This window comes from Paracoccus aestuarii, from assembly GCF_028553885.1.
GTDB lineage: Bacteria > Pseudomonadota > Alphaproteobacteria > Rhodobacterales > Rhodobacteraceae > Paracoccus > Paracoccus aestuarii.
The window spans coordinates 395,585-415,369 of sequence record NZ_CP067169.1; the positions used below are offsets into that span (position 1 = coordinate 395,585).

The window sequence follows — 19,785 nt, forward strand, 5'->3', positions numbered from 1 at the left end:
TGCACATGAGGCCCGACTTGACCACGACCCCGACAGCCGCGGCGCTGCGCGACCAGATCCTGCATCACCTGACCCATACCCAAGGCCGCGGCCCGGAATTCGCAACCGTTTTCGACTGGCGCCTGGCGGTCAGCTATACGGTGCGCGACCTGATGGTGGGCCCTTGGGTCCAGGCGATCCGCGCCGCCCGCGACCAAGGCGCCAAGCGGGTCTATTACCTGTCGATGGAATTCCTGATCGGCCGCATCCTGGGCGATGCGATCATCAACCTGAACCTGGAGCCCGCCATGGGCGAGGCACTGAGCCTGCTGGGTCTGGACGAACAGGTGATCCTGGACGACGAACCCGATGCGGCACTGGGCAACGGGGGCCTGGGCCGTCTGGCGGCCTGTTTCATGGAATCGCTGTCCTCGCTGAACTGCCCGGCCTTCGGTTACGGCATCCGCTATGAGCACGGGCTGTTCCGCCAACGCTTCGAGGGCGGCCAGCAGGTGGAAACCCCCGAGGATTGGCTGAACCAGCCGCACCCCTGGGAATTCGTGCGCATCAACTACAGCTACGAGATCGGCTTCAAGGGCCATGTCGACACGGTCGATGGCCGCGCCGTCTGGCATCCAGGCGAAAGCGTGATCGCGCGCGCCTATGACACGCCGGTCATCGGATGGGGCGGGGACTGGGCCAATACGCTGCGCCTGTGGGGGGCGTTGCCCACGACGCTGCTGGATCTGTCGCGCTTCAACGCGGGCGACCACACCGCGGCGGCGGAACCCGAGGCGCTGGCCCGGACCCTGTCGCGGGTCCTCTATCCCGACGACACGACCGAATCGGGCAAGGAGCTGCGGCTGAAGCAGGAATATTTCCTGACCTCGGCGGCCTTGCAGGATATCCTGGCGCGGTTTCTGGCCGAACATGGCGATCTGGAGATCCTGCCCGAGAAGGTCGCGATCCAGCTGAACGACACCCATCCCGCCATCGCCGGGCCGGAGCTGATCCGCCTGCTGATGGACCAGCACGGGCTAGGCTTTGAACGCGCGCAGGACCTGGCGCGGCGCACGCTGAACTATACCAACCACACCCTGCTGCCCGAGGCGTTGGAGCGGTGGTCGACCTGGCTGATGGGCCGCGTCCTGCCGCGCCACATGCAGATCATCCAGATGATCGACGAGGATCACCGCAGGACCACCAACCGCCCCGCCCATATCGGCATCGTGCATGGCGATCAGGTCCATATGGGCGAACTGGCCTTCATCATGGCAGGCCGCGTGAACGGCGTGTCGGCGCTGCATACCGATCTGGTCAAGGACACGGTCTTTGCCGATCTGCACCGGCTGCATCCCGACCGGATCGTGAACCAGACGAACGGCGTGACGCCCCGCCGCTGGCTGCGCATGGCGAACCCCGCGCTGACGCGGCTCATGGACGACACGATCGGCACCGGCTGGACCGCCGATCTAGACCAGCTGAAGGAGCTGGCGGCCCATGCCGATGACGCGGGCTTTCTGCAGCATCTGCACGGCGCCAAGCGCGCCAACAAGGCCGCGCTGTCGAACGGGCTGCTGGCGGGGCTGGGCGTCAGGGCGGATCCCGACGCGATCTTCGACGTGCAGGTCAAGCGCATCCACGAATACAAGCGCCAGCTGCTGAACGTGCTGGAGGCGATCGCGCTGTGGCATCGCATCCACGAGGATCCGAACGGCGACTGGACGCCGCGCGTCAAGATATTCGGCGGCAAGGCTGCGCCGGGATACTGGCTGGCGAAATCGGTGATCCACCTGATCAACGATGTGGCCACGACGATCAATGCCGACCCGGTGACGCGCGATCTGCTGCAGATCGCCTATCCGCCGAACTACAACGTCTCGATGGCCGAGGATCTGATCCCCGCCGCCGATCTCTCCGAGCAGATCAGCACCGCCGGAAAGGAGGCGTCCGGCACCGGCAACATGAAGTTCACCATGAACGGTGCGCTGACCATCGGCACGCTGGACGGCGCCAATGTCGAGATCCGCGAGCATGTGGGGGCCGAGAACTTCTTCCTGTTCGGCCTGACCGCCGAGGAGGCCGCGGCGGAAAGGGCCCGCCCCGGCCATGCCCGCCGCGCCATCGAGGCCAGCGAGGACATGAAGATCGCCCTGCAGCTGATCGCCGAGGGGCGGTTCGGCCGCGCCGAGAGCTATTACGCGCTGCTAGACCGGACCTGGAACGACGACCCGTTCCTGGTCGCGTCGGATTTCGACGCCTATTTCGCGGCGCAGCGGGCGGTGGATCGGGCCTATGCCGATCAGGCGGGTTGGGACCGGATGGCGGCCCTGAACATCGCGCGGTCGGGGTTCTTTTCCTCCGACCGCACGATCCGGGGCTATATGCGCGACATCTGGCATGCCGTGCCGGTGGTTCCGGCCTGACGGCCCCCTGCGGCGTCAGGCGCGAAAGCGCTGCGCCGCGGGCAGGTGCCGCATCAGCAGCCAATAGGTGACCCCCGCCGGGATCAGGCTGGCATACCAGCTGATCCCGGAAAAGATCAGCGCCACGACCACGCCCACCACGGTCGCGATCACCGCCGCCGGGTTCCAGCCGCGATAGGGGCCGTCCTCGTCATAGAAATGGTCCAGGTTCAGCGACTGGCGGCGGATGACATAATAATCGACGATCAGGATCGCGAAGATCGGCCCCAGAAAGGCGCTGTAGGTCTGGATGAAGATCCCCAGCCCCGCCGCCGATTCGTCGCGCACCAGCAGCCAGGGAAAGGACGCGAAGGCCAGCAGGCCCACAATCAACGCCGCCGCCCGGAAGGGCAGCTTGAAGATGTCCATCATCGCATAGGCGGGCGGCACCACATTGTTGAGGATGTTCGTCGTCACCTGTGCGAAGGCGATGAAGAGCAGCGTCACGACCAGCAGGACCGGGTTGTCCACCCCGCTGGAAAAGACGCGGATCGGGTCGACCTCGCCCGTGGCGGATGACACCATCAGCCCGATCAGCCCCATGAACAGCGTCGCGGGAAAGATCGAATTGGCATAGATCGCCACCTGACGCACCCGGCCCACCCGGTGCTGCAATTCGCGCGAATAATCCGACACGTTCAGCATCATCGTGGAATAGACGCCCAGAAACAGCATCGTGGCCCCCCAGAAGGGCGCGCCCCAAGTGCCCTCGGCCTGGATCAGGTTGGTGCTGATCTGGTCGCCATAGCGCCCGATAACGCTGAAGAACATGTAGACCAGCGCGCCGATGATGAAGACCGCGCCGATGTTCTCCAGCCATTTGATGCCGTGAAAGCCCAGGACCGACAGCCCGATCTGCAGGAACTGGAAGCCGATGAAGAAGACCCAGATGTTGGAATAGCCGAACATGGTCTCGGAGACCAGGTTCAGCGCGCCCGCGCCGATCCAGCTCTGGAATCCGTACCAGACGATGGCGGGGACGGACCGCACCAGCGCGGGCAGGCGCGTGCCCGAAAAGCCGAAGGCCGACCGCGCCTGCACCATGAAGGGGATGCCGTATTTATGGCCCGCGCGCCCGTTGATCATCAGCGCCAAGCCGATGACCCCGCAGCCGATGGCGATGGCCAGCACGGTCTGGACCAGGTTCAGCGTGCCGACCAGCCCCGATCCGACCGTGAAGGTGCCGATGCTGACGCAGCCCCCCAGCCAGGCGAAGAGATAGGACCAAGGGTCCATGATGCGGGTCTGCTGGGGGGCGAGGCTTTCCTCGCCGATCCTCTTGTCATCCGTGGGGACCGCATCGGCGGTCAGGGTGGTGGTGGTCATGGGGGTTCTCCCTGTCGGAGGATGTCGGTTTTCTTATTTTTGGATCGGCCGCGCATAGGCGCCAATCTTGGAGGTCTTCAGCCCGGCGCGGACCAGCGCCTCGGCGAATGTCGTGGCGGCGGTGACGCCGTCGATGACCGGGATGCCGCATTCCGCCGTCAGCCATTCGGTCAGATCGGCCATGCCCGCGCAGCCCAGCACGACCGCCTCGCAGCGGTCCTCCTCGATGGCGCGCAGGATCTCGGCGCGGATGCGGGCGCGGGCATCCGATCCCGGCTGTTCCAGCGCCAGGACGGGGATGGCGGCGGCGCGGACCCGGCGGCAGCGGTCGGCCATGCCGTAGCGGCGGACCAGATCCTCGATCACCGGGACCGACCGGGGCAGGGTGGTCACGACGGAAAACGAGGTCGCGATCATCCCCGCCGCCTTGACGCCCGCCTCGCAGATGCCCAGCACCGGGCCGTCCATCACCTCGCGGCAGGCGCCGATGGCGGGGTCGTCGAAACAGGCCACGACGACGGCATCGGCGGCCTCGTCGCGGGCGCGCTGCACCTCGCGCAGCAGGTGATGGGCGCACATGACCTCGTCGAAATGGCCCTCGATGCTGGCGGGGGCGCCATCCGCGGTGCGGCCCTCGACCACGGTGCCGGGGGATGCGACGGCGCGGGCGGCATCGGTGATCTTGTCGGTCATGGACCGGGTGGAGTTGGGGTTGATGACAACCAGCTTCATAGGCGCGTCCTTCCTGAGTCGCCCTATTGTTAGCACCGATTGTCAACAATCTATAATGATATTTTCCCGCCGGATATCGGCGCGGAAGAATGTTGCGTACGCCCCCGGAAGGTGCAATTTGGGCGCATGGACAAGCCCTTCGAGACCCTGATCGCGGACAGCATCCTGGACGCCATCGCCGACCAGCGGCTGCCTGCGGGCACCAAGCTGGGGGAACAGGCGATATCGGACCTGTTCGGCTGCAACCGCGCGCATGTGCGGCGCGCGTTGTCGATCCTGACGGGGTGGCAGGTGGTCGATCACCTGCCCAATCGCGGCGCCTATGTCGCCACGCCCACGCCCCGCGACGCGCGCGATGTGTTCCAGGCCCGCCGCGCGATCGAGGCCACGATCTGCCGCAATGCCGTGCGCCTGGCCGATGCGGGCGACCTGGCCGACCTGGCCGCCCATCTGGCGCAGGAGGACGCGGCCCGCGGCCATGACAACCGCCCCGCGCTGATCCGGCTGTCGCGCGGCTTTCACCTGCTGCTGGCGCGGATCGGGCGCAACCGCGTCATGGCCCGCTATCTGGACGAGCTGACGATGCGCTCCTCGCTGATCATCGGGCTTTACGGGCGGGGTCACCGGACGCTCTGCGCCGAGGATGAACATGCGGGCATCGTCGCCGCCGTCGCCGCGCGGGACGAGGATGCGGCCCTGTCGCTGCTGGACGCGCATCTGCGCCATATCGAGGCGGGGATCCGGTTCGACGACCCGCCGCCCGCGACGGACGGGCTGGCGGCGGCGCTGCGGCGTCAGGCCTGACCGATCCGCGCGCGGGCGCGGCGTTCCAAGGCCTGGAACCCCTCGTGGATCAGCACCGCGATGATGCCCACGACCAGCCCGCCCTGCAGCACGAAGGCGGTGTTCGATGACAAAAGGCCCGCGATGATCACCTCGCCCAAGGTGCGGGCGGCCACGGTCGATCCGATCGTGGCCGTCCCGAGCGAGATCACCGCCGTCAGCCGCATGCCCCCCAGAATCACCGGCAGGGCCAAGGGCAGGTCCACCTGCCACAGCCGCTGGCGCGGGGTCAGGCCCATGCCGCGCGCGGCCTCCGACACTTGGGCGGGCTGGGCGGTCAGACCCGCCAGCGTGTTCTCGAAGACCGGCAGCAGGCCATAGAGGAACAGCGCCACCAGCGTGGGCCCCGCGCCGAAGCCCATGATCGGCACGGCCAAGGCCAGCACCGCGACCGGCGGAAAGGTCTGGCCCACGCTGGTGATGGTGCGCGCCAAGGGCAGGAATTCGCGCCCCGCGGGCCGGGTGACCAGGATGGCCAGGACCAGCGCCACCACGGTCGATGCCGCCACCGCCACCGCGACCAGCGCCAGATGCGACAGGGTGAGCGACCAGATCGGGGTCTGGACATAGATCGCGGGCGCGTTGTTGCGGGTGAAGGGCTGAAAGACCGGCGCGAACCAGCCCGGCGCGACCAGGAATGCCAGCAGCACCGCAGCCGCCAGCCCCAGCAGGATGCGTCCCGTCATTCCGCCGCCCGGGCTTGGGGCGCGGCCTGGGCGCGCAGCGCGGCCAAGGTGATGACGCCGCCCCCCTCAACCGGCAGGGCGTCGCGCCCGCTCCACAGGCATTCGGCCAGCGCGTCGCGCAGGGTGGCCCCGCGCGGCAGGGCGGGGCCCTCGGCCTGGCCGTCGCGCGCCAGCGCATGGGCGGGCGTCAGCGACAGCAGGTGAAAGGGCCGCTGGTCCAGCCCGATCAGGTCGCGCACGAAGGGCGTGGCGGGGGCGGTCAGGATCTCGGACGGGGGGGCGTATTGGACCAGGCGGCCCTTGTCCATGACGGCGATGCGGTCGCCCAGGGTGACGGCCTCCTCCATGTCATGGGTGACCAGAATCAGCGTGGTGCCGAGCCGGCGCTGGATGTCGCGCAGATCGGCCTGGGCCTTGGCGCGGATCACCGGGTCCAGCGCGCCGAAGGGTTCGTCCATCAGCAAAAGGTCGGGCTTTGCCGCCAAGGCGCGGGCCACGCCCACGCGCTGCTGCTGGCCGCCCGACAGCTCATGGGGCATGCGGTCGCGGAACTGGTCGGGCTCCATCTGGAACAGGGACAGCAGCTCGTCCACACGGTCGCGGATCGCGGCCTGGTTCCAGCCCAGCAGGCGCGGGACGGTGGCGATGTTCTGGCCCACCGTGCGATGCGGGAACAGGCCGTGGCCTTGGATCGCATAGCCGATGCGGCGGCGCAGCAGATGCGGCGCCACCTGCCGCGTGTCCTGCCCGTCGATCAGGACCTGGCCGCTGGAGGGTTCGACCAGCCGGTTGATCATCCGCAGCAGCGTCGTCTTGCCGGACCCCGACGTGCCGACCAGGGCCGCGATCTGGCCCGCCTCGACCGTCAGGCTGACATCGTCCACCGCGGCGCGGCCGTCATAGATGCGGGTCAGGTTCTGGATCTGGATCATGCAGTCCTCCGGCTGGACTGGACCAGCAGGTCAAGGGCGATGCCGGCGGTCAGGGCCAGCGCGATGGTGGGCAGGGCCCCCAGCAGAACCAGATCCATCGCCGTCTGGTTCAGGCCCTGGAAGACGAAGGTGCCGAAGCCGCCGCCGCCGATCAGCCCGGCGATGACCGCCAGCCCGATATTATGGACGAGCACGATCCTGACCGCCGCCAGCAGCACCGGCAGGGCCAGCGGGATCAGCACCTGGGCCAGCACCTGGCCGCGGGTCAGGCCCAGGCCGATCGCGGCCTCGCGCGTGGCGGGGTTCACGCCGGTCAGCCCGGTCAGCGTGTTCGACACGACCGGCAGCAGGGAATAGAGAAACAGCGCCACCAGCGCCGGAAAGACGCCGATCCCCGCGACCCCGGCCTGGGCCGCGCCCGGCACATTGGCCGCGATCCAGCCGAAGATCGGGATCATCACCCCGAACAGCGCCAGCGACGGGATGGTCTGCAGGATATTCAGCACCGACAGGACCGGCCCCCGCAGCCGCCGCGCCTGATAGATCGCGACGCCCAGGGGCAGGCCCACCAGCAGCGCCAGCCCGAGCGATCCGAAGGCCAGCATCAGATGGGCCCGCGCCTCGCGCAGGAAGGCGTCCTGGCGGGCGGCGTATTCGCGCATGACAGACACCCCGTCCAGCGCGCCCGATCCCAGGATCGCGGCCAGCGCCGCGACCGCCGCCGCCAGCAGGCACCAGCGCAGCCACAGCGCCGGGCGCAGCCGCGACAGCGCATCCGCCAGCATCAGCGCAAAGGCCAGGATCAGCAGCCAGAAGCCCGATGCCGGGGCCACGCGGGCCAAGGTGTTGTCGGCGGGCGTCAGGTGATGGGCCGCAGCACCCAAGGCCAGCATCGCCGCCGCCAGCGCGGGCACGGCAAGCGCGGTGCGCAGGGCGGCGGGCCAACGCAGGCAGCCCAGGACCAGCAGAGCGGCCAGGGCGGCGGTCAGCGCGGCTCCCCAAGGCAGGGCGGCATGAAGGGCGATGCCCTCGCCCAGGACGATGCGGTTCGGCTTGAACTGCACCAAGGGCAGGATCAGCCCGGCCAGTCCGATCGCGGCGAACAGAAGGCCGGGCCGGTCCAGCCGGGGGCGCATCAGTCGATCAGACCCGCTTGGGTCAGGTGGTCGCGGGCGACGACATCGGCGGGCTCGCCGCCGATCTGGATGCGGCCGTTCAGCTCCTGCAGGGTCTCCAAGTCCAGCGTGTCGAAGACCGGGGCCAGGATGTCGCGGATCTGGGGATGGGCCTCCAGGATCTCGGAGCGGATGATCGGGGCGGGCTGATAGACGGGCTGGACGCCCTGATCGTCATCCATGACGACCAGACCGGCGGGCGCGATGCCGCCATCCGTGCCATAGACCATCGCCGCGTTCACGCCCGAGGTCTGCTGCGCCGCCGCCGCAATGGTGGCCGCCGTATCGCCACCCGACAGCTGGACCAGCTGATCGGGCGTCAGGGCAAAGCCGTAAGTGTCCTGGAATGCCGGCAGCGCCGCGGACGAGGTCACGAATTCGGTCGATGCGGCCAGCTTGATCGCGCCGCCCCCGGCGATCCATTCGCCCATCTGGGACATGCTCTCCAGACCGTTCTCCTGCGCCAGGTCCTGGCGCAGGGCGATGGCCCAGGTGTTGTTGGCGGGGGCGGGCTTCAGCCAGACGATCTCGTTCTGCTCCATGTCCAGCTCGGAGACACGGTCGAAGCCCGCCTGCGCGTCCTTCCAGACCTCGCTGTCGGCCTCGTTGAAGAAGAAGGCGCCGTTGGCGGTGTATTCGGGATAGATGTCGATCTGGCCCGAGGTGATCGCGTCGCGCATGATCGGCGTGCCGCCCAGCTGCAGACGGTCCTCGACGGGCAGGTCATTGGCCTGCAGCGCCATCAGGATCATGTTGCCCAGCAACCCGCCTTCGGTATCGATCTTGGACGACACGGTGATCGTCTGCGCCATGGCGGGCAGGCCCATCGCGATCATCAACGCGGCGAGGGGGGTGGTGGCTTTCATCCGGATCTCCTGGTCCCAAGGGCGCATGACGGCGCGCAAGACAGGAAATGCGGATCGGGCGGTTTGGTTCCCGCCCGATGCCCGATCAGCCGCCGAAGCTGCTGCGCGTGCCGCCCGAGGATCCGAACCCCCCACGCGATGCCGCATTGGCGCGCGTCATCGGCGGCTGGCCCGCAGTGGCGGCGGGGCGGGCGAAGCTCTGGGCGCCCATCTGCGCGCGGCCCGCATTGCTGCCGAAATTCGTGGTGCCGGAAGCATTGGTGAACCCGCCCTGCGCGTTGCGATACATGGGCTGGGACGCGGCCATGCCCCCGGTCGCGCGGCCCAGCATGCTGCCGATCAGGTAACCGGCCAGCAGCGGCATGAAGATGCTGCCCGACCCGCCGGCCTGCTGGGCCTCGGACCCGCAATTGCCGGCGCCGTGCTGTTCCTCGCAGACCTCCAGGCTGTCATAGCGGGGGGCGGATTCGACATGCAGCGTCTCGGCCTCGGCAAAGGCCTGGTTGCATTCGGCGGCGGTGAACAGGCCCCCCTGCGCGGCGGCCGCCTGACAGCTGGCCAGGTCGGGAAAGGCCTGGGCGTCGACCTGTTCCTCGCGGCAGCCGGCGACGGTGAATGCGGCGGCCCCCAGCAGGGTCAGGGCGACGGTTCTGGAACGTTTTCTCATCTGGTCCTCTCCTTCTGGCGGTCAGGCCGCGATGACATGCGGCTTGAATCGCGACAGGTCCTGGGTGATGCGGGCGCGGTCCTCGCGGATGCCGATGCCCACGCAATCATGGCCGGCGATCCAGGCGCCGATGACCGGGCGGAAGCCGTCGAATTCGGGCAGCGGGTGATAGGCCTGCACGATCCGCGCATGGCGGTCGTAATCGCGCGCCTCGGATGCCTCGGTCACCTCGCCATCCTCGACGATAGTGACGCCCGCCCCTTCGCGCGAAAAGATCGGCTTGACCACATGCGCGCGGCGCAACGGCCCGCCCACCCGGTCGAAGGCCGGGGCGACCGAGGGGTCCGGGCGGCCGCCATCGACCAACGCCGGGGCCACGTCATCGGCGAAGAAGGCGGGCAGCAGGTTGGGGTGGTTCTCGAACATCTGCCACAGGACGGGCAGCAGGCCCTTGTTGGACACCACGGCCTTCCAGGCAGGTTCCAGGAACATGCAGCCCGACCCCGCGATATGGCGCGCGTAATCGTCGGCCAGCAGATCTTCCCATGGATACAGCTTGAACAGCGTCCCGATCACCCGGCTGTCGGCATCCAGGAACTGGCCGTCGGCGCTGACGCCCAAGGCGGCGAGGTCGCTGAAATGCGCGCCCATCCCGGCCTCGCGCGCGGCCCAGGCCATGGATTCGACGGTGGCGTAATCCTCGGGATTGTCGGCCGCGGCGGTGAAATGGATGTCGGTATCGGGCGCGAACAGATCGCGGAACCGCTCGACCAGCGCCTCGTGGATGCCGTTGAACTGGTCCGAACCCTGGGGCAGGTGGCCGGCCGCGATCTGATCCTCCAGCCATTGCCACTGAAAGGCCGCGGATTCATAAAGCGAGGTCGGCGTGTCGGCATTGTATTCCAGCAGCTTGGCCGGGCCGGTGCCGTCATAGGCCAGGTCCATCCGGCCATAGATCTCGGGTTCGTTGCGCGCCCAGCTGTCGGCGATCAGGTCCATATGGGGGGCGGGGATGCCCATGCGGGCCATCAGCGCCTCGGAGGCGACGATCCGGTCCACCGCCTCGCGGGACATGGCGTGCAGCTCGGTCGCGGGGGCCTCCAGATCGGTCTCGATCTGGTCAAGCGTGAAGCAATAGGCCGAGGTCTCGTCCCAATAGGGCTCGCCATGCATGGTGGCGAAGGTGAAGCCGACCTCGGCGGCCTTTTCGGCCAGGTCGGGGCGTTCGGGGATCTGGATCTTGCGCATGGCGCCTGTCTAGCCTGCGGGGCCCGAAAGGGCCAGTGGTCAGGTCGTCGCGCGGACCAGGCCGGGGGGCAGCGCGATGGGCGGATAGGCGACGGGGGGCGCGGGCATGTCGCGCGCCGCGATCGCCCGGCGATAGAGCAGCTCCAGCCGGTCGATCATCGCGTCCAGGCTGAAATGCGCCAGCACCCGGTCGCGAGGCAGGTGGCGGGGGATGCGCAGCGCCGCGATCAGCGCGCGGTCCAGATCGCCGCCCTCGGGGTCCGACAGGCGGCCCGCGGGGCCCAGCACCTCGGCCACGGCGCCGCGGGGGATGGCGGCGACCGGGGTGCCGCAGGCCATCGCCTCGATCGCGGTCAGGCCGAAGGGTTCGTCCCATTGCGGCGTGAACAGCAGGACCGAGGCCCGCCCCAAGGCGCGCGCCAGCCCGTCGGAGGGCAGGTGGCCGTCAAAGCGGATGCCGTCCGACAGATGCGGGCGGATCATGCGGTCGAAATAGGGGCGGTCCTCGACCACGCCATGCAGGCGCAGGGGCAGGCCCGCGCGCCGCGCCGCGCGGATCGCCAGATGCGGCGCCTTGTCGGGCGTGATGCGCCCGGCCCAGATCGCGCTGCCGTCGCCTTGGGGCGAAAAGGGCCAGGCCGCGGGATCGATCCCGTTGGCCAGCACATGGGCGTGATCGGGCGGGCCTTCGGGGAAATACCCCGCCAGATGGCTGGCCGAACAGCCGGTGACCAGGTGCCAGGGCGCGATGCTGTCGCGCACCGCGCGCAGCAGCGTGTCGAAGGGCGGCACATGCAGCGAGGTCACCATCGGCACCCGCGCCGCCCGCGCCATGCGCGGGGGAAAGCGGTGCAGGCTGTTGTTGTGGATGATGTCGAAGCCCATCCCGGCCACCCGCTCCAGGCAGGCCTGGTGGTGGCGGTCCAGATGGGCGTTCAGAACGGGCGTGCCGTGCCATTGGTGCCACGGATAATCGGCGTCGTAATGACGGTCCATCAGCGGGATCAGCGGCACGTCCCCTGCGCTGTCGCCCGATGCGATCAGCGTCACGTCATGGCCGCGCGCCTGCAGGCCGCGGGCCAGGGCATGGGCATGGGCCTCCATCCCGCCCATGAAGGGGGGCGCGATCGGGTGGCGGCAATGGGCCAGGACCGCGATGCGCAGGCGGGGCCGGTCGGGATGGGTCATGGGGCGGGCCTGGATGGGGGCTTCATGGGGGAACCCCCAGGAACCCCCGCCGGTTCGCCCCTTTGCGAAAGATCAGTCCTTGCGGCCGATCCGCGGCTCGGTTCCCGCCATCAGGCGGGTGATGTTGGCGTGGTGGCGCAGAAAGATGAGCGCCGCCATGAAGACCGCGACCGCGGCGATGTCCAGCCGCCCCAGCCCCCAGGCAAAGACCGGCGCCAGCGCGGCGGCCAGCAGCGCGCTGAGGCTGCTGATCCGGCTGATCGCCGCCGTCAGCGCCCAGGTCGCGCAGGCGATCAGGCCCACGGGCCAGCACAGCGCGATCAGCGTCCCGAGGAAGGTCGCGACCCCCTTGCCGCCCTGAAACCGCAGCCAGACGGGGAAGCAATGGCCCAGAAACGCCGCGCCCCCGGCCAGGACGGCGGCGGTCTCGCCCCCGAAATGGCGGGCCAGCAGGACGGCGATGGCGCCCTTGCCGCTGTCCAGCAGCAGGGTGGCCAAGGCCGCGCCCTTGTTCCCGGTCCGCAGCACATTGGTCGCGCCGATATTGCCCGACCCGATCTGGCGCAGGTCGCCCAGGCCCAGGGCCCGCGTGATAACCAGCCCGAAGGGGACCGAGCCCAGAAGATAGCCGAAGATCGCCCAGAGGATCATGAATGGTCTCCGAATACGGGGGTGCCTGCGACCCAGGTGCCGAGGACCCGCCCCTGCATCCGCGCACCGTCAAAGGGGGTGTTCTTGGATTTCGACAGCAGCGCGAAGCGGTCCAGCACGAAGGGCGCGTCGGGATCGAAGAGGACCAGATCGGCGGGGGCGCCGTCAGACAGCCGCCCTGCGGGCAGGCGCAGGCGGCGCGCGGGGTTCAGCGCCATGGCGCGGAACAGCTGCGGCAGGGTCAACCCGCCCTGATGATAGAGGCGCAGCGCGGCGGGCAGCAGGGTCTGCAACCCCACCGCGCCGGGGGCCGCGGCCTCGAAGGGCAGGCGCTTGGATTCCTCGTCCTGTGGCGTGTGAAAGCTGGCGATGGTGTCGATCAGGCCCTGGGCCACGGCATCGACCATGGACAGGCGGTCATCCTCGGACCGCAGCGGCGGGGTGAAGCGGAAGAAGGTCCGGTAGTCGCCCACATCGAACTCGTTCAGCGTCAGGTGGTGGATCGAGATCCCCGCCGTCACGTCCAGCCCCGCATCGCGCGCCCGCGTCAGCGCCGGCAGGCTGGCGGCCACGGTGATCTGGTCGGCGTGATAGCGCCCGCGCGTCATCGCGACCAGCGCCAGGTCGCGGTCCAGGCCCATGACCTCGGCCATGGGGGAGACGGCGGGGATGCCGTAGAGCGAGGCGAACTTGCCGCTGGTCGCCACCGCCCCGTGGGACAGGGACGGGTCCTGCGGATGGCCCATGATCAGCGCGTCCAGACCCCGCGCATAGGTCATGCAGCGGCCCAGCAGCTTGCTGTCGCGCACCACGCGCACGCCGTCGGTAAAGGCCACCGCGCCCAGATCGGTCAGAAAGCCGATCTCGACCATCTCGCGGCCCTCGCGGGATTTGGTCAGGGCGGCCATGTGGCGGATGTTCACGGGCGCGTCGCTGGCGCGGCGGGCGACGAATTCCAGCGCCTCGGGGGTGTCGATGGGGGGCGTGGTGTCGGGGCGCGCGATGATCGTGGTGACGCCGCCCGCCGCCGCCGCGCGGCCCGCGCTGCGAAAGCTCTCCTTGTGACGCTCGCCCGGCTCGCCGATCTTGACGCCCCAATCGATCAGGCCGGGCGCCAGAGCGCGGTTGCGGCAATCGATCACGGTCGCGCATTCGGGGGCGGGTTCCTCGGGCGCGCCGCGTCCGGCGATCAGGCCATCGGTGACGCGCAGGCTGCCAAGGTCGTCGGTCTGCGCCTCGGGGTCGATCAGGCGGGCATTGCGGAAGATCAGGTCCATCACGGCTCTCCGGCGGCGGCGCGGCCACGGGCGGCGCGCAGGTTGCGGGCCAGCAGGTCGAGGGCCGCCATGCGGACGGCGACGCCCATCTCGACCTGGTCCTGGATGACGCTGCGGTTGATGTCGTCGGCGATGGTGCCGTCGATCTCGACGCCCCGGTTCATCGGGCCCGGGTGCATGACAATGGCATCTGGCGCGGCCAAGGCCAGCTTTTCGGCATCCAGGCCAAAGCGGTGGAAATATTCCCGTTCCGAGGGGATGAAGCCGCCATCCATCCGCTCCTTCTGCAGGCGCAGCATCATCACCACATCGGCGCCCTTCAGGCCCTCGCGCATGTCCTCATACAGCTCGACCCCCATCTCCGCCACGCCGGCGGGCATCAGGGTGGCGGGGCCGATCAGGCGGATGCGGTTTTCCATCTTGCCCAACAGGATCAGGTTCGACCGGGCCACCCGGCTGTGGGCGATGTCGCCGCAGATCGCGATGGTCAGCCGTTGCAGCCGCCCCTTGGCGCGGCGGATCGTCAGCGCGTCCAGCAGGGCTTGCGTCGGATGTTCATGCCGCCCGTCGCCCGCGTTGATGACGGCGCAGTTCACCTTTTCGGCCAGCAGGTTCACCGCGCCGGAATGGGGGTGGCGCACGACCAGCAGGTCGGGCTGCATCGCGTTCAGCGTCAGCGCCGTGTCGATCAGCGTCTCGCCCTTCTTCACCGATGACTGCGCGACGGCCATGTTCATCACGTCGGCGCCCAAGCGCTTGCCCGCCAGCTCGAAGCTGGCCTGGGTCCGGGTCGAGTTCTCGAAGAACATGTTGATCTGGGTCATGCCGGCCAGCGCATCGGAATGCTTGACCGTGCGGCGGTTGAGGGTGACGTAATCCTCGGCCAGATCCAGCAGCGACACGATCTCGTCGGGCTTCAGGTGGTCGATGCCCAGAAGGTGGCGGGCGCGAAAGCTCATGCGGGGCCTCATGGGTGGGGGTCGCGCGATCTATCGCAGATGGGGGCAGGGGCGGCAAGCGGGCGGGGCGTTGCAGGTCGTGCAAAGCGCCTCTTGCCGCATGCGGGGCGGCGGGATATGGCGATGGGATGCAACACCGATACCGCCCCCATGTTCTTGCGACGCTGTCGTTGGGTCTGCCGCTGATCGGCAGCCATCTGGCGCGCATGGCCATCGGGGTGGGCGACACGGTCATGATCGGCTGGTACGGGGTCGAGCCCTTGGCCGCCCTGGTCATCGCGACCAGCTTCTTTCACATCCTGTTCTTTCTGGGCATGGGCTTCGGCACGGGCGTCATGGGGATCATCGCCGCCGACGTGGCCGCGGGCCGCGACACCGAGGTGCGGCGCGGCACCCGCATGGCGCTGTGGCTGGGGGCGGGCTTCGCGCTGGCCGTCATGCCCGCCATGTGGTTCGCCGAGCCGATCCTGCTGGGCCTGGGCCAGTCGCCCGTGGTCGCGGCCTTGGCGCAGGATTACCTGCGCATCGCGGGCTGGGGCCTGGGGATCGTGCTGGGGCAGCTGACGCTGGCCTCCTATCTGGCGGCGCTGGAACGCACGCAGATCGTCATGTGGGTGACGCTGGCGGGCCTGCCGCTGAACTTGTTTCTGAACTGGGTGCTGATCTTCGGCAATCTGGGCGCGCCGGAACTGGGCGTGCGCGGGGCGGCCATCGCTTCGGTGACGGTGCAGGTCGTCCAGCTGGCCGCGCTGGCGGGCTATGCCGCATGGCTGCCCTTGGCGCGGCAATACAAGCTGTTCCAGCGCTTCTGGCGGCCCGACTGGCAGGCGATGGGGCAGGTGGCCCGGATCGGCTGGCCCATCGGGCTGACCATGGTGGCCGAGGGCGGGCTGTTCGTCGCATCCAACATCATGATGGGCTGGATCGGCACGGCGCAGCTGGCCGCGCACGGGATCGCGCTGCAGATCACCTCGATCACCTTCATGGCGCATCTGGGCCTGTCCAATGCCGCGACCGTGCGGGTGGGCCAGGCCAAAGGGCGCGGCGACCGCGCTTGGATGCGCGACGCGGCGCTGACGGTCTGTTGGATGTCGCTGGTCTTTTCGGTGCTGTTCATCATCCTCTATCTGGTCGCGGCCGAGGATCTGGTGCGGCTCTATCTGGACCCGACCGATCCGCAGGCCCCGCAGATCGTGGCGCTTGGCGCGATGCTCTTGATGTATGCCGCGCTGTTCCAGCTGACCGATGCGTTTCAGGTCGTGGCCCTGGGCTTCCTGCGCGGGGTCCAGGACACGCAGGTGCCGATGTGGATCGCGGGCTTCAGCTATTGGGGCATCGGCATGCCGGTGGCTTGGGCGCTGGCCTTTCCGCTTGGCCTGGGGCCGGCGGGGCTGTGGCTGGGCCTCTGCGCGGGGCTGACGGTGGCAGCGGTCCTGCTGATGCGCCGCTTCTGGGCGGGGCATGCGCGGGGGGACTGGACCCGCGCGCAGGCCCCGGTCTAACCTGCCCGCAAAGGAGAGACCGATGCGCCCCGTTTTCGTCCAGTTCCGCTGCGAGCCCGGCAAGACCTATCAGGTGGCCGAGGCAATCTATGACCGCGAGGTGGTCAGCGAACTCTATTCCACCTCGGGCGATTACGACCTGATCGCCAAGGTCTACATCCCCGAGGATCAGGATGTCGGCCGTTTCTTGTCGGACCGGCTGTTCGACATTCCCCATATCAGCCGCACGCTGACCACGATGACCTTCCGCGCCTTCTGATGCGGTTCGCGCCCCTGCCTGCGGGCCTGCCCGCGACCGTCCCCTTCATCGGCCCCGAGGAGCTGGAGCGCCGCCGCGGCGTCCCCTTCGCCGCCCGTCTGGGCGCCAATGAGAGCGCCTTCGGACCCAGCCCGCTCGCCGCCCGTGCCATGCGCGAGGCCGTGGGCCAGGTCTGGAAATACGGCGACGCGCCCAGCCATGAGCTGACCCATGCGCTGGCCGATCATCACCGGGTCGCGCCGGGCAATATCCTGGTGGGCGAGGGGATCGACGGGCTGCTGGGCAACCTGGTCCGGCTGATGGTGGCGCCGGGCGATGCGGTGGTGACCTCGGACGGGGCCTATCCGACGTTCAATTATCACGTCGCGGGCTTTGGCGGCGTGCTGCACAAGGTCCCCTATCGCGACGATGCCGAGGACCCCGAGGCCCTGCTGGAGCGCGCCCATGCGACCGGCGCGCGGCTGATCTATCTGGCCAATCCCGACAACCCGATGGGCAGCTGGCACGAGGGCCCGGTGATCGAGGCCATGCTGGACCGCCTGCCGCCCGACTGCCTGCTGGTGCTGGACGAGGCCTATGCGGAATTCGCCCCCGCCGCGGCCGTGCCGCGGATCGCGGCGGATGATCCCCGCGTGATCCGCATGCGGACATTCTCCAAGGCTTACGGGCTGGCGGGCGCGCGGATCGGCTATGCGATGGGCGCGCCGGAGCTGATCGCGGGCTTCGCCCGCATCCGCAACCATTTCGGCGTGAACCGCATCGCGCAGGCGGGGGCCTTGGCGGCGCTGGCCGACCCCGGCTGGCTGGCCCATGTGGTGGCCGAGGTCGCCGCCGCCCGCGACCGCATCGCGGCCATCGCTGCGGCGAACGGGCTGACCGCCCTGCCATCGGCCACGAATTTCGTGGCGCTGGACACGGGCCGCGACGGGGACCATGCCCGCGCCCTGATCGCGGCGCTGGCCGGGGAGGGGGTCTTTGCCCGCATGCCGGGCACAGCGCCCCTGGACCGCTGCATCCGCATCAGCGCGGCCCCGATCCACGAGCTGGACGTGCTGGAGGACGCCCTGCCCCGCGCGATGGACCGCGCGGGATAGGGGCCGCTCAGGCGCGGTCGCCGCGCCGCGCCTGCAGATCGTCGATCCCCAAGACCGACAGGACCTTTTCCTCGATATGCTGGGCGTTCAGCGCCGAGGTGTCATACATCGCCCGCGGCGCGTCGTGATCGACGAAGGCATCGGGCAGAACCATGGACCGGAAGCGCAGCCCGTGGTCGAAGACCCCCTCATCGGCCAGCAGCTGGGCGACATGGCTGCCGAAGCCGCCGACGGCGCCTTCTTCGATGGTGATCAGCGCGTCGTGGTCGCGCGCCAAGGACAGGATCAGGTCGCGGTCCAGCGGCTTGGCGAACCGCGCATCGGCAACCGTGGGCGTGATACCCCGGGCCATCAGCGCCTCGCGCGCGGTCATCACCTCAGAGAGGCGCGTGCCGAAGGACAGGATGGCCACGCCCTTGCCCTCGGCGATCATGCGGCCCTTGCCGATGGGCAGGACCTGGCCGCGTTCGGGCATCTCGACCCCGGTGCCCTCGCCGCGCGGAAAGCGGAAGGCGATGGGGCCGCTGTCATGGGCGGCGGCGGTGGCGACCATATGGACCAGCTCGGCCTCGTCGGCGGCGGCCATGACCACGAAGCCGGGCAGGTTGGCCAGGAAGGCGATGTCATAGGCGCCCGAATGGGTCGGCCCGTCCTGACCCACCAGACCGGCGCGGTCGATGGCAAAGCGCACCGGCAGGCCCTGGACCGCGACGTCATGGACCACCTGGTCATAGCCGCGCTGAAGGAAGGTCGAATAGATCGCGCAGAAGGGCTTCATCCCCCCCGCCGCCAGACCGGCGCAGAAGGTCACCGCATGCTGTTCGGCGATGCCCACGTCGAAGCAGCGGCGCGGGAAACGCTGCGCGAACTGCTTCAGGCCGGTGCCGTCGGGCATGGCGGCGGTCACGGCCAGGATGCGGTCGTCGCGGCCGCCCTCGTCGATCAGCGCCTTGGCGAAGACCGAGGTATAGCTGGGCGCGTTGGATTTCGCCTTGGCCTGCACGCCGGTGACCATGTCGAACTTGCCGGTCGCATGACCCCGGTCGGCGGCGGATTCCGCGGGGGCATAGCCCTTGCCCTTCTTGGTCACCACATGGATCAGCACCGGCCCGTCGGCCCGCGCCCGCACCGTGCGCAGCAGGGGCAGCAGCTGGGCCATGTCATGCCCGTCCACCGGGCCGATATAGGAAAATCCCAGCTCCTCGAACATGGTGCCGCCGACGGCCATGCCCTTCAGCATGTCGCGCGCGCGGCGGGCACCTTCCTGCAGCGCCTCGGGCAGCATGCCGACGGCGCCCTTGGCCACGGCCTTCAGCTCCTGGAACGGGCCGCCGGCATAGAGCCGGGTCAGATAGGCCGACATGGCGCCCACGGGGGGCGCGATGGACATCTCGTTGTCGTTCAGGATCACGAACAGGCGCTTGCCCTCATGACCGGCATTGTTCAGCGCCTCATAGGCCATGCCCGCGCTCATGGCGCCATCGCCGATCACCGCGACCGCATCACCCGGATCGCCGCCCAGTTCCCGCGCCATGGCGAAACCCAGGGCCGCGCTGATCGAGGTCGAGGAATGGCCCGCCCCGAACGGGTCATAGGGGCTTTCCGCCCGCTTGGTGAACCCCGCCAGGCCCCCGCCCATCCGCAGGGTGCGGATGCGGTCGCGCCGCCCGGTCAGGATCTTGTGCGGATAGCATTGATGGCCCACGTCCCAGATGATCTTGTCGCGCGGCGCGTCGAAGACCGCATGCAGCGCCACGGTCAGCTCGACCACGCCCAGGCCCGCACCCAGATGGCCGCCGGTCACGCTGACCGCGCTGATCGTCTCGGATCGCAGCTCGTCGGCCAGCTGTTCCAGCTGGTCATCGCTCAGGGATTTGAGGTCCGAGGGCAGGGACACGCGGTCCAGAAGCGGCGTCTTGGGTCGTTCGGTCATGGC

18 protein-coding genes are annotated in these 19,785 nt (G+C 69.1%); 5 read left to right on the forward strand and 13 right to left on the reverse strand.

Features of this window, described 5'->3' with window-relative positions; translation table 11 throughout:
* Window positions 1-5 precede the first annotated feature (5 nt).
* The gene (locus JHW48_RS01970; protein WP_119884824.1) at window positions 6-2,405 is read left to right on the forward strand and encodes a glycogen/starch/alpha-glucan phosphorylase; all 2,400 of its coding nucleotides are present in this window, start codon (window positions 6-8) and stop codon (window positions 2,403-2,405) included.
* Between the two features lie 15 nt (window positions 2,406-2,420).
* Here the strand turns inward: JHW48_RS01970 and JHW48_RS01975 are convergent, their stop codons facing one another.
* Together JHW48_RS01975 and JHW48_RS01980 are read right to left on the reverse strand one after the other, a co-directional pair.
* Complete coding sequence (locus JHW48_RS01975; protein WP_119884825.1) at window positions 2,421-3,770, reverse strand: NCS1 family transporter; 1,350 nt, start codon at window positions 3,768-3,770, stop codon at window positions 2,421-2,423.
* 33 nt (window positions 3,771-3,803) lie between these two features.
* On the reverse strand, window positions 3,804-4,502 hold the full coding sequence (locus JHW48_RS01980; protein WP_119884826.1) for an aspartate/glutamate racemase family protein: 699 nt from the start codon (window positions 4,500-4,502) through the stop codon (window positions 3,804-3,806).
* A gap of 126 nt (window positions 4,503-4,628) precedes the next feature.
* Here JHW48_RS01980 and JHW48_RS01985 point away from each other — a divergent pair, with 126 nt between their 5' ends.
* Entirely contained in the window at window positions 4,629-5,306 is a 678-nt protein-coding gene (locus JHW48_RS01985) for a GntR family transcriptional regulator (protein WP_119884827.1), read from the forward strand.
* Here JHW48_RS01985 and JHW48_RS01990 read toward each other — a convergent pair.
* The 10 genes from JHW48_RS01990 to JHW48_RS02035 all read right to left on the reverse strand — a co-directional run bounded on the left by JHW48_RS01990 (window position 5,297) and on the right by JHW48_RS02035 (window position 14,994).
* Entirely contained in the window at window positions 5,297-6,031 is a 735-nt protein-coding gene (locus JHW48_RS01990; protein ID WP_119884828.1) for an ABC transporter permease, read from the reverse strand. The genes JHW48_RS01985 and JHW48_RS01990 overlap by 10 nt on opposite strands.
* Entirely contained in the window at window positions 6,028-6,963 is a 936-nt protein-coding gene (locus JHW48_RS01995) for an ABC transporter ATP-binding protein (protein ID WP_119884829.1), read from the reverse strand. The genes JHW48_RS01990 and JHW48_RS01995 overlap by 4 nt, the downstream gene beginning before the upstream one ends.
* Complete coding sequence (locus JHW48_RS02000) at window positions 6,960-8,099, reverse strand: ABC transporter permease (RefSeq protein ID WP_119884830.1); 1,140 nt, start codon at window positions 8,097-8,099, stop codon at window positions 6,960-6,962. Before JHW48_RS02000 ends, JHW48_RS01995 begins: the two co-directional genes overlap by 4 nt.
* Complete coding sequence (gene osmF / locus JHW48_RS02005) at window positions 8,099-9,004, reverse strand: glycine betaine ABC transporter substrate-binding protein OsmF (RefSeq protein WP_119884831.1); 906 nt, start codon at window positions 9,002-9,004, stop codon at window positions 8,099-8,101. Before osmF ends, JHW48_RS02000 begins: the two co-directional genes overlap by 1 nt.
* A gap of 85 nt (window positions 9,005-9,089) precedes the next feature.
* Complete coding sequence (locus JHW48_RS02010) at window positions 9,090-9,671, reverse strand: DUF1190 domain-containing protein (RefSeq protein ID WP_119884832.1); 582 nt, start codon at window positions 9,669-9,671, stop codon at window positions 9,090-9,092.
* Window positions 9,672-9,692: 21 nt separating this feature from the next.
* Window positions 9,693-10,919, reverse strand: a complete 1,227-nt coding sequence (locus tag JHW48_RS02015) for a glutathionylspermidine synthase family protein (RefSeq protein WP_119884833.1) — start codon at window positions 10,917-10,919, stop codon at window positions 9,693-9,695.
* A 39-nt stretch (window positions 10,920-10,958) separates the two neighbouring features.
* Window positions 10,959-12,107, reverse strand: a complete 1,149-nt coding sequence (locus JHW48_RS02020) for a glycosyltransferase (protein WP_240637671.1) — start codon at window positions 12,105-12,107, stop codon at window positions 10,959-10,961.
* A 72-nt stretch (window positions 12,108-12,179) separates the two neighbouring features.
* Complete coding sequence (plsY, locus tag JHW48_RS02025) at window positions 12,180-12,758, reverse strand: glycerol-3-phosphate 1-O-acyltransferase PlsY (protein ID WP_119884834.1); 579 nt, start codon at window positions 12,756-12,758, stop codon at window positions 12,180-12,182.
* Window positions 12,755-14,035, reverse strand: a complete 1,281-nt coding sequence (pyrC, locus tag JHW48_RS02030; RefSeq protein ID WP_119884835.1) for a dihydroorotase — start codon at window positions 14,033-14,035, stop codon at window positions 12,755-12,757. The genes plsY and pyrC overlap by 4 nt, the downstream gene beginning before the upstream one ends.
* A complete protein-coding gene (locus tag JHW48_RS02035) occupies window positions 14,035-14,994 on the reverse strand; it encodes an aspartate carbamoyltransferase catalytic subunit (protein WP_119884836.1) in 960 nt (319 codons plus the stop codon). Before JHW48_RS02035 ends, pyrC begins: the two co-directional genes overlap by 1 nt.
* 128 nt (window positions 14,995-15,122) lie before the next feature.
* Between JHW48_RS02035 and JHW48_RS02040 the strand changes: the two genes are divergently transcribed.
* The 3 genes from JHW48_RS02040 to JHW48_RS02050 are packed head-to-tail and all read left to right on the forward strand — an operon-like array spanning window position 15,123 to window position 17,849.
* The gene (locus JHW48_RS02040) at window positions 15,123-16,496 is read left to right on the forward strand and encodes an MATE family efflux transporter (protein WP_119884837.1); all 1,374 of its coding nucleotides are present in this window, start codon (window positions 15,123-15,125) and stop codon (window positions 16,494-16,496) included.
* 22 nt (window positions 16,497-16,518) lie between these two features.
* Window positions 16,519-16,755, forward strand: coding sequence for an Lrp/AsnC ligand binding domain-containing protein (locus JHW48_RS02045; protein ID WP_119884838.1), 237 nt, complete (start codon window positions 16,519-16,521; stop codon window positions 16,753-16,755).
* Complete coding sequence (locus tag JHW48_RS02050; protein WP_119884839.1) at window positions 16,755-17,849, forward strand: pyridoxal phosphate-dependent aminotransferase; 1,095 nt, start codon at window positions 16,755-16,757, stop codon at window positions 17,847-17,849. Before JHW48_RS02045 ends, JHW48_RS02050 begins: the two co-directional genes overlap by 1 nt.
* A gap of 7 nt (window positions 17,850-17,856) precedes the next feature.
* Here JHW48_RS02050 and dxs read toward each other — a convergent pair whose 3' ends face one another.
* Window positions 17,857-19,782 (reverse strand): 1-deoxy-D-xylulose-5-phosphate synthase, encoded by a 1,926-nt coding sequence (gene dxs / locus JHW48_RS02055; RefSeq protein WP_119884840.1) that lies wholly within the window; start codon window positions 19,780-19,782, stop codon window positions 17,857-17,859.
* Between the last annotated feature and the right edge of the window lie 3 nt (window positions 19,783-19,785).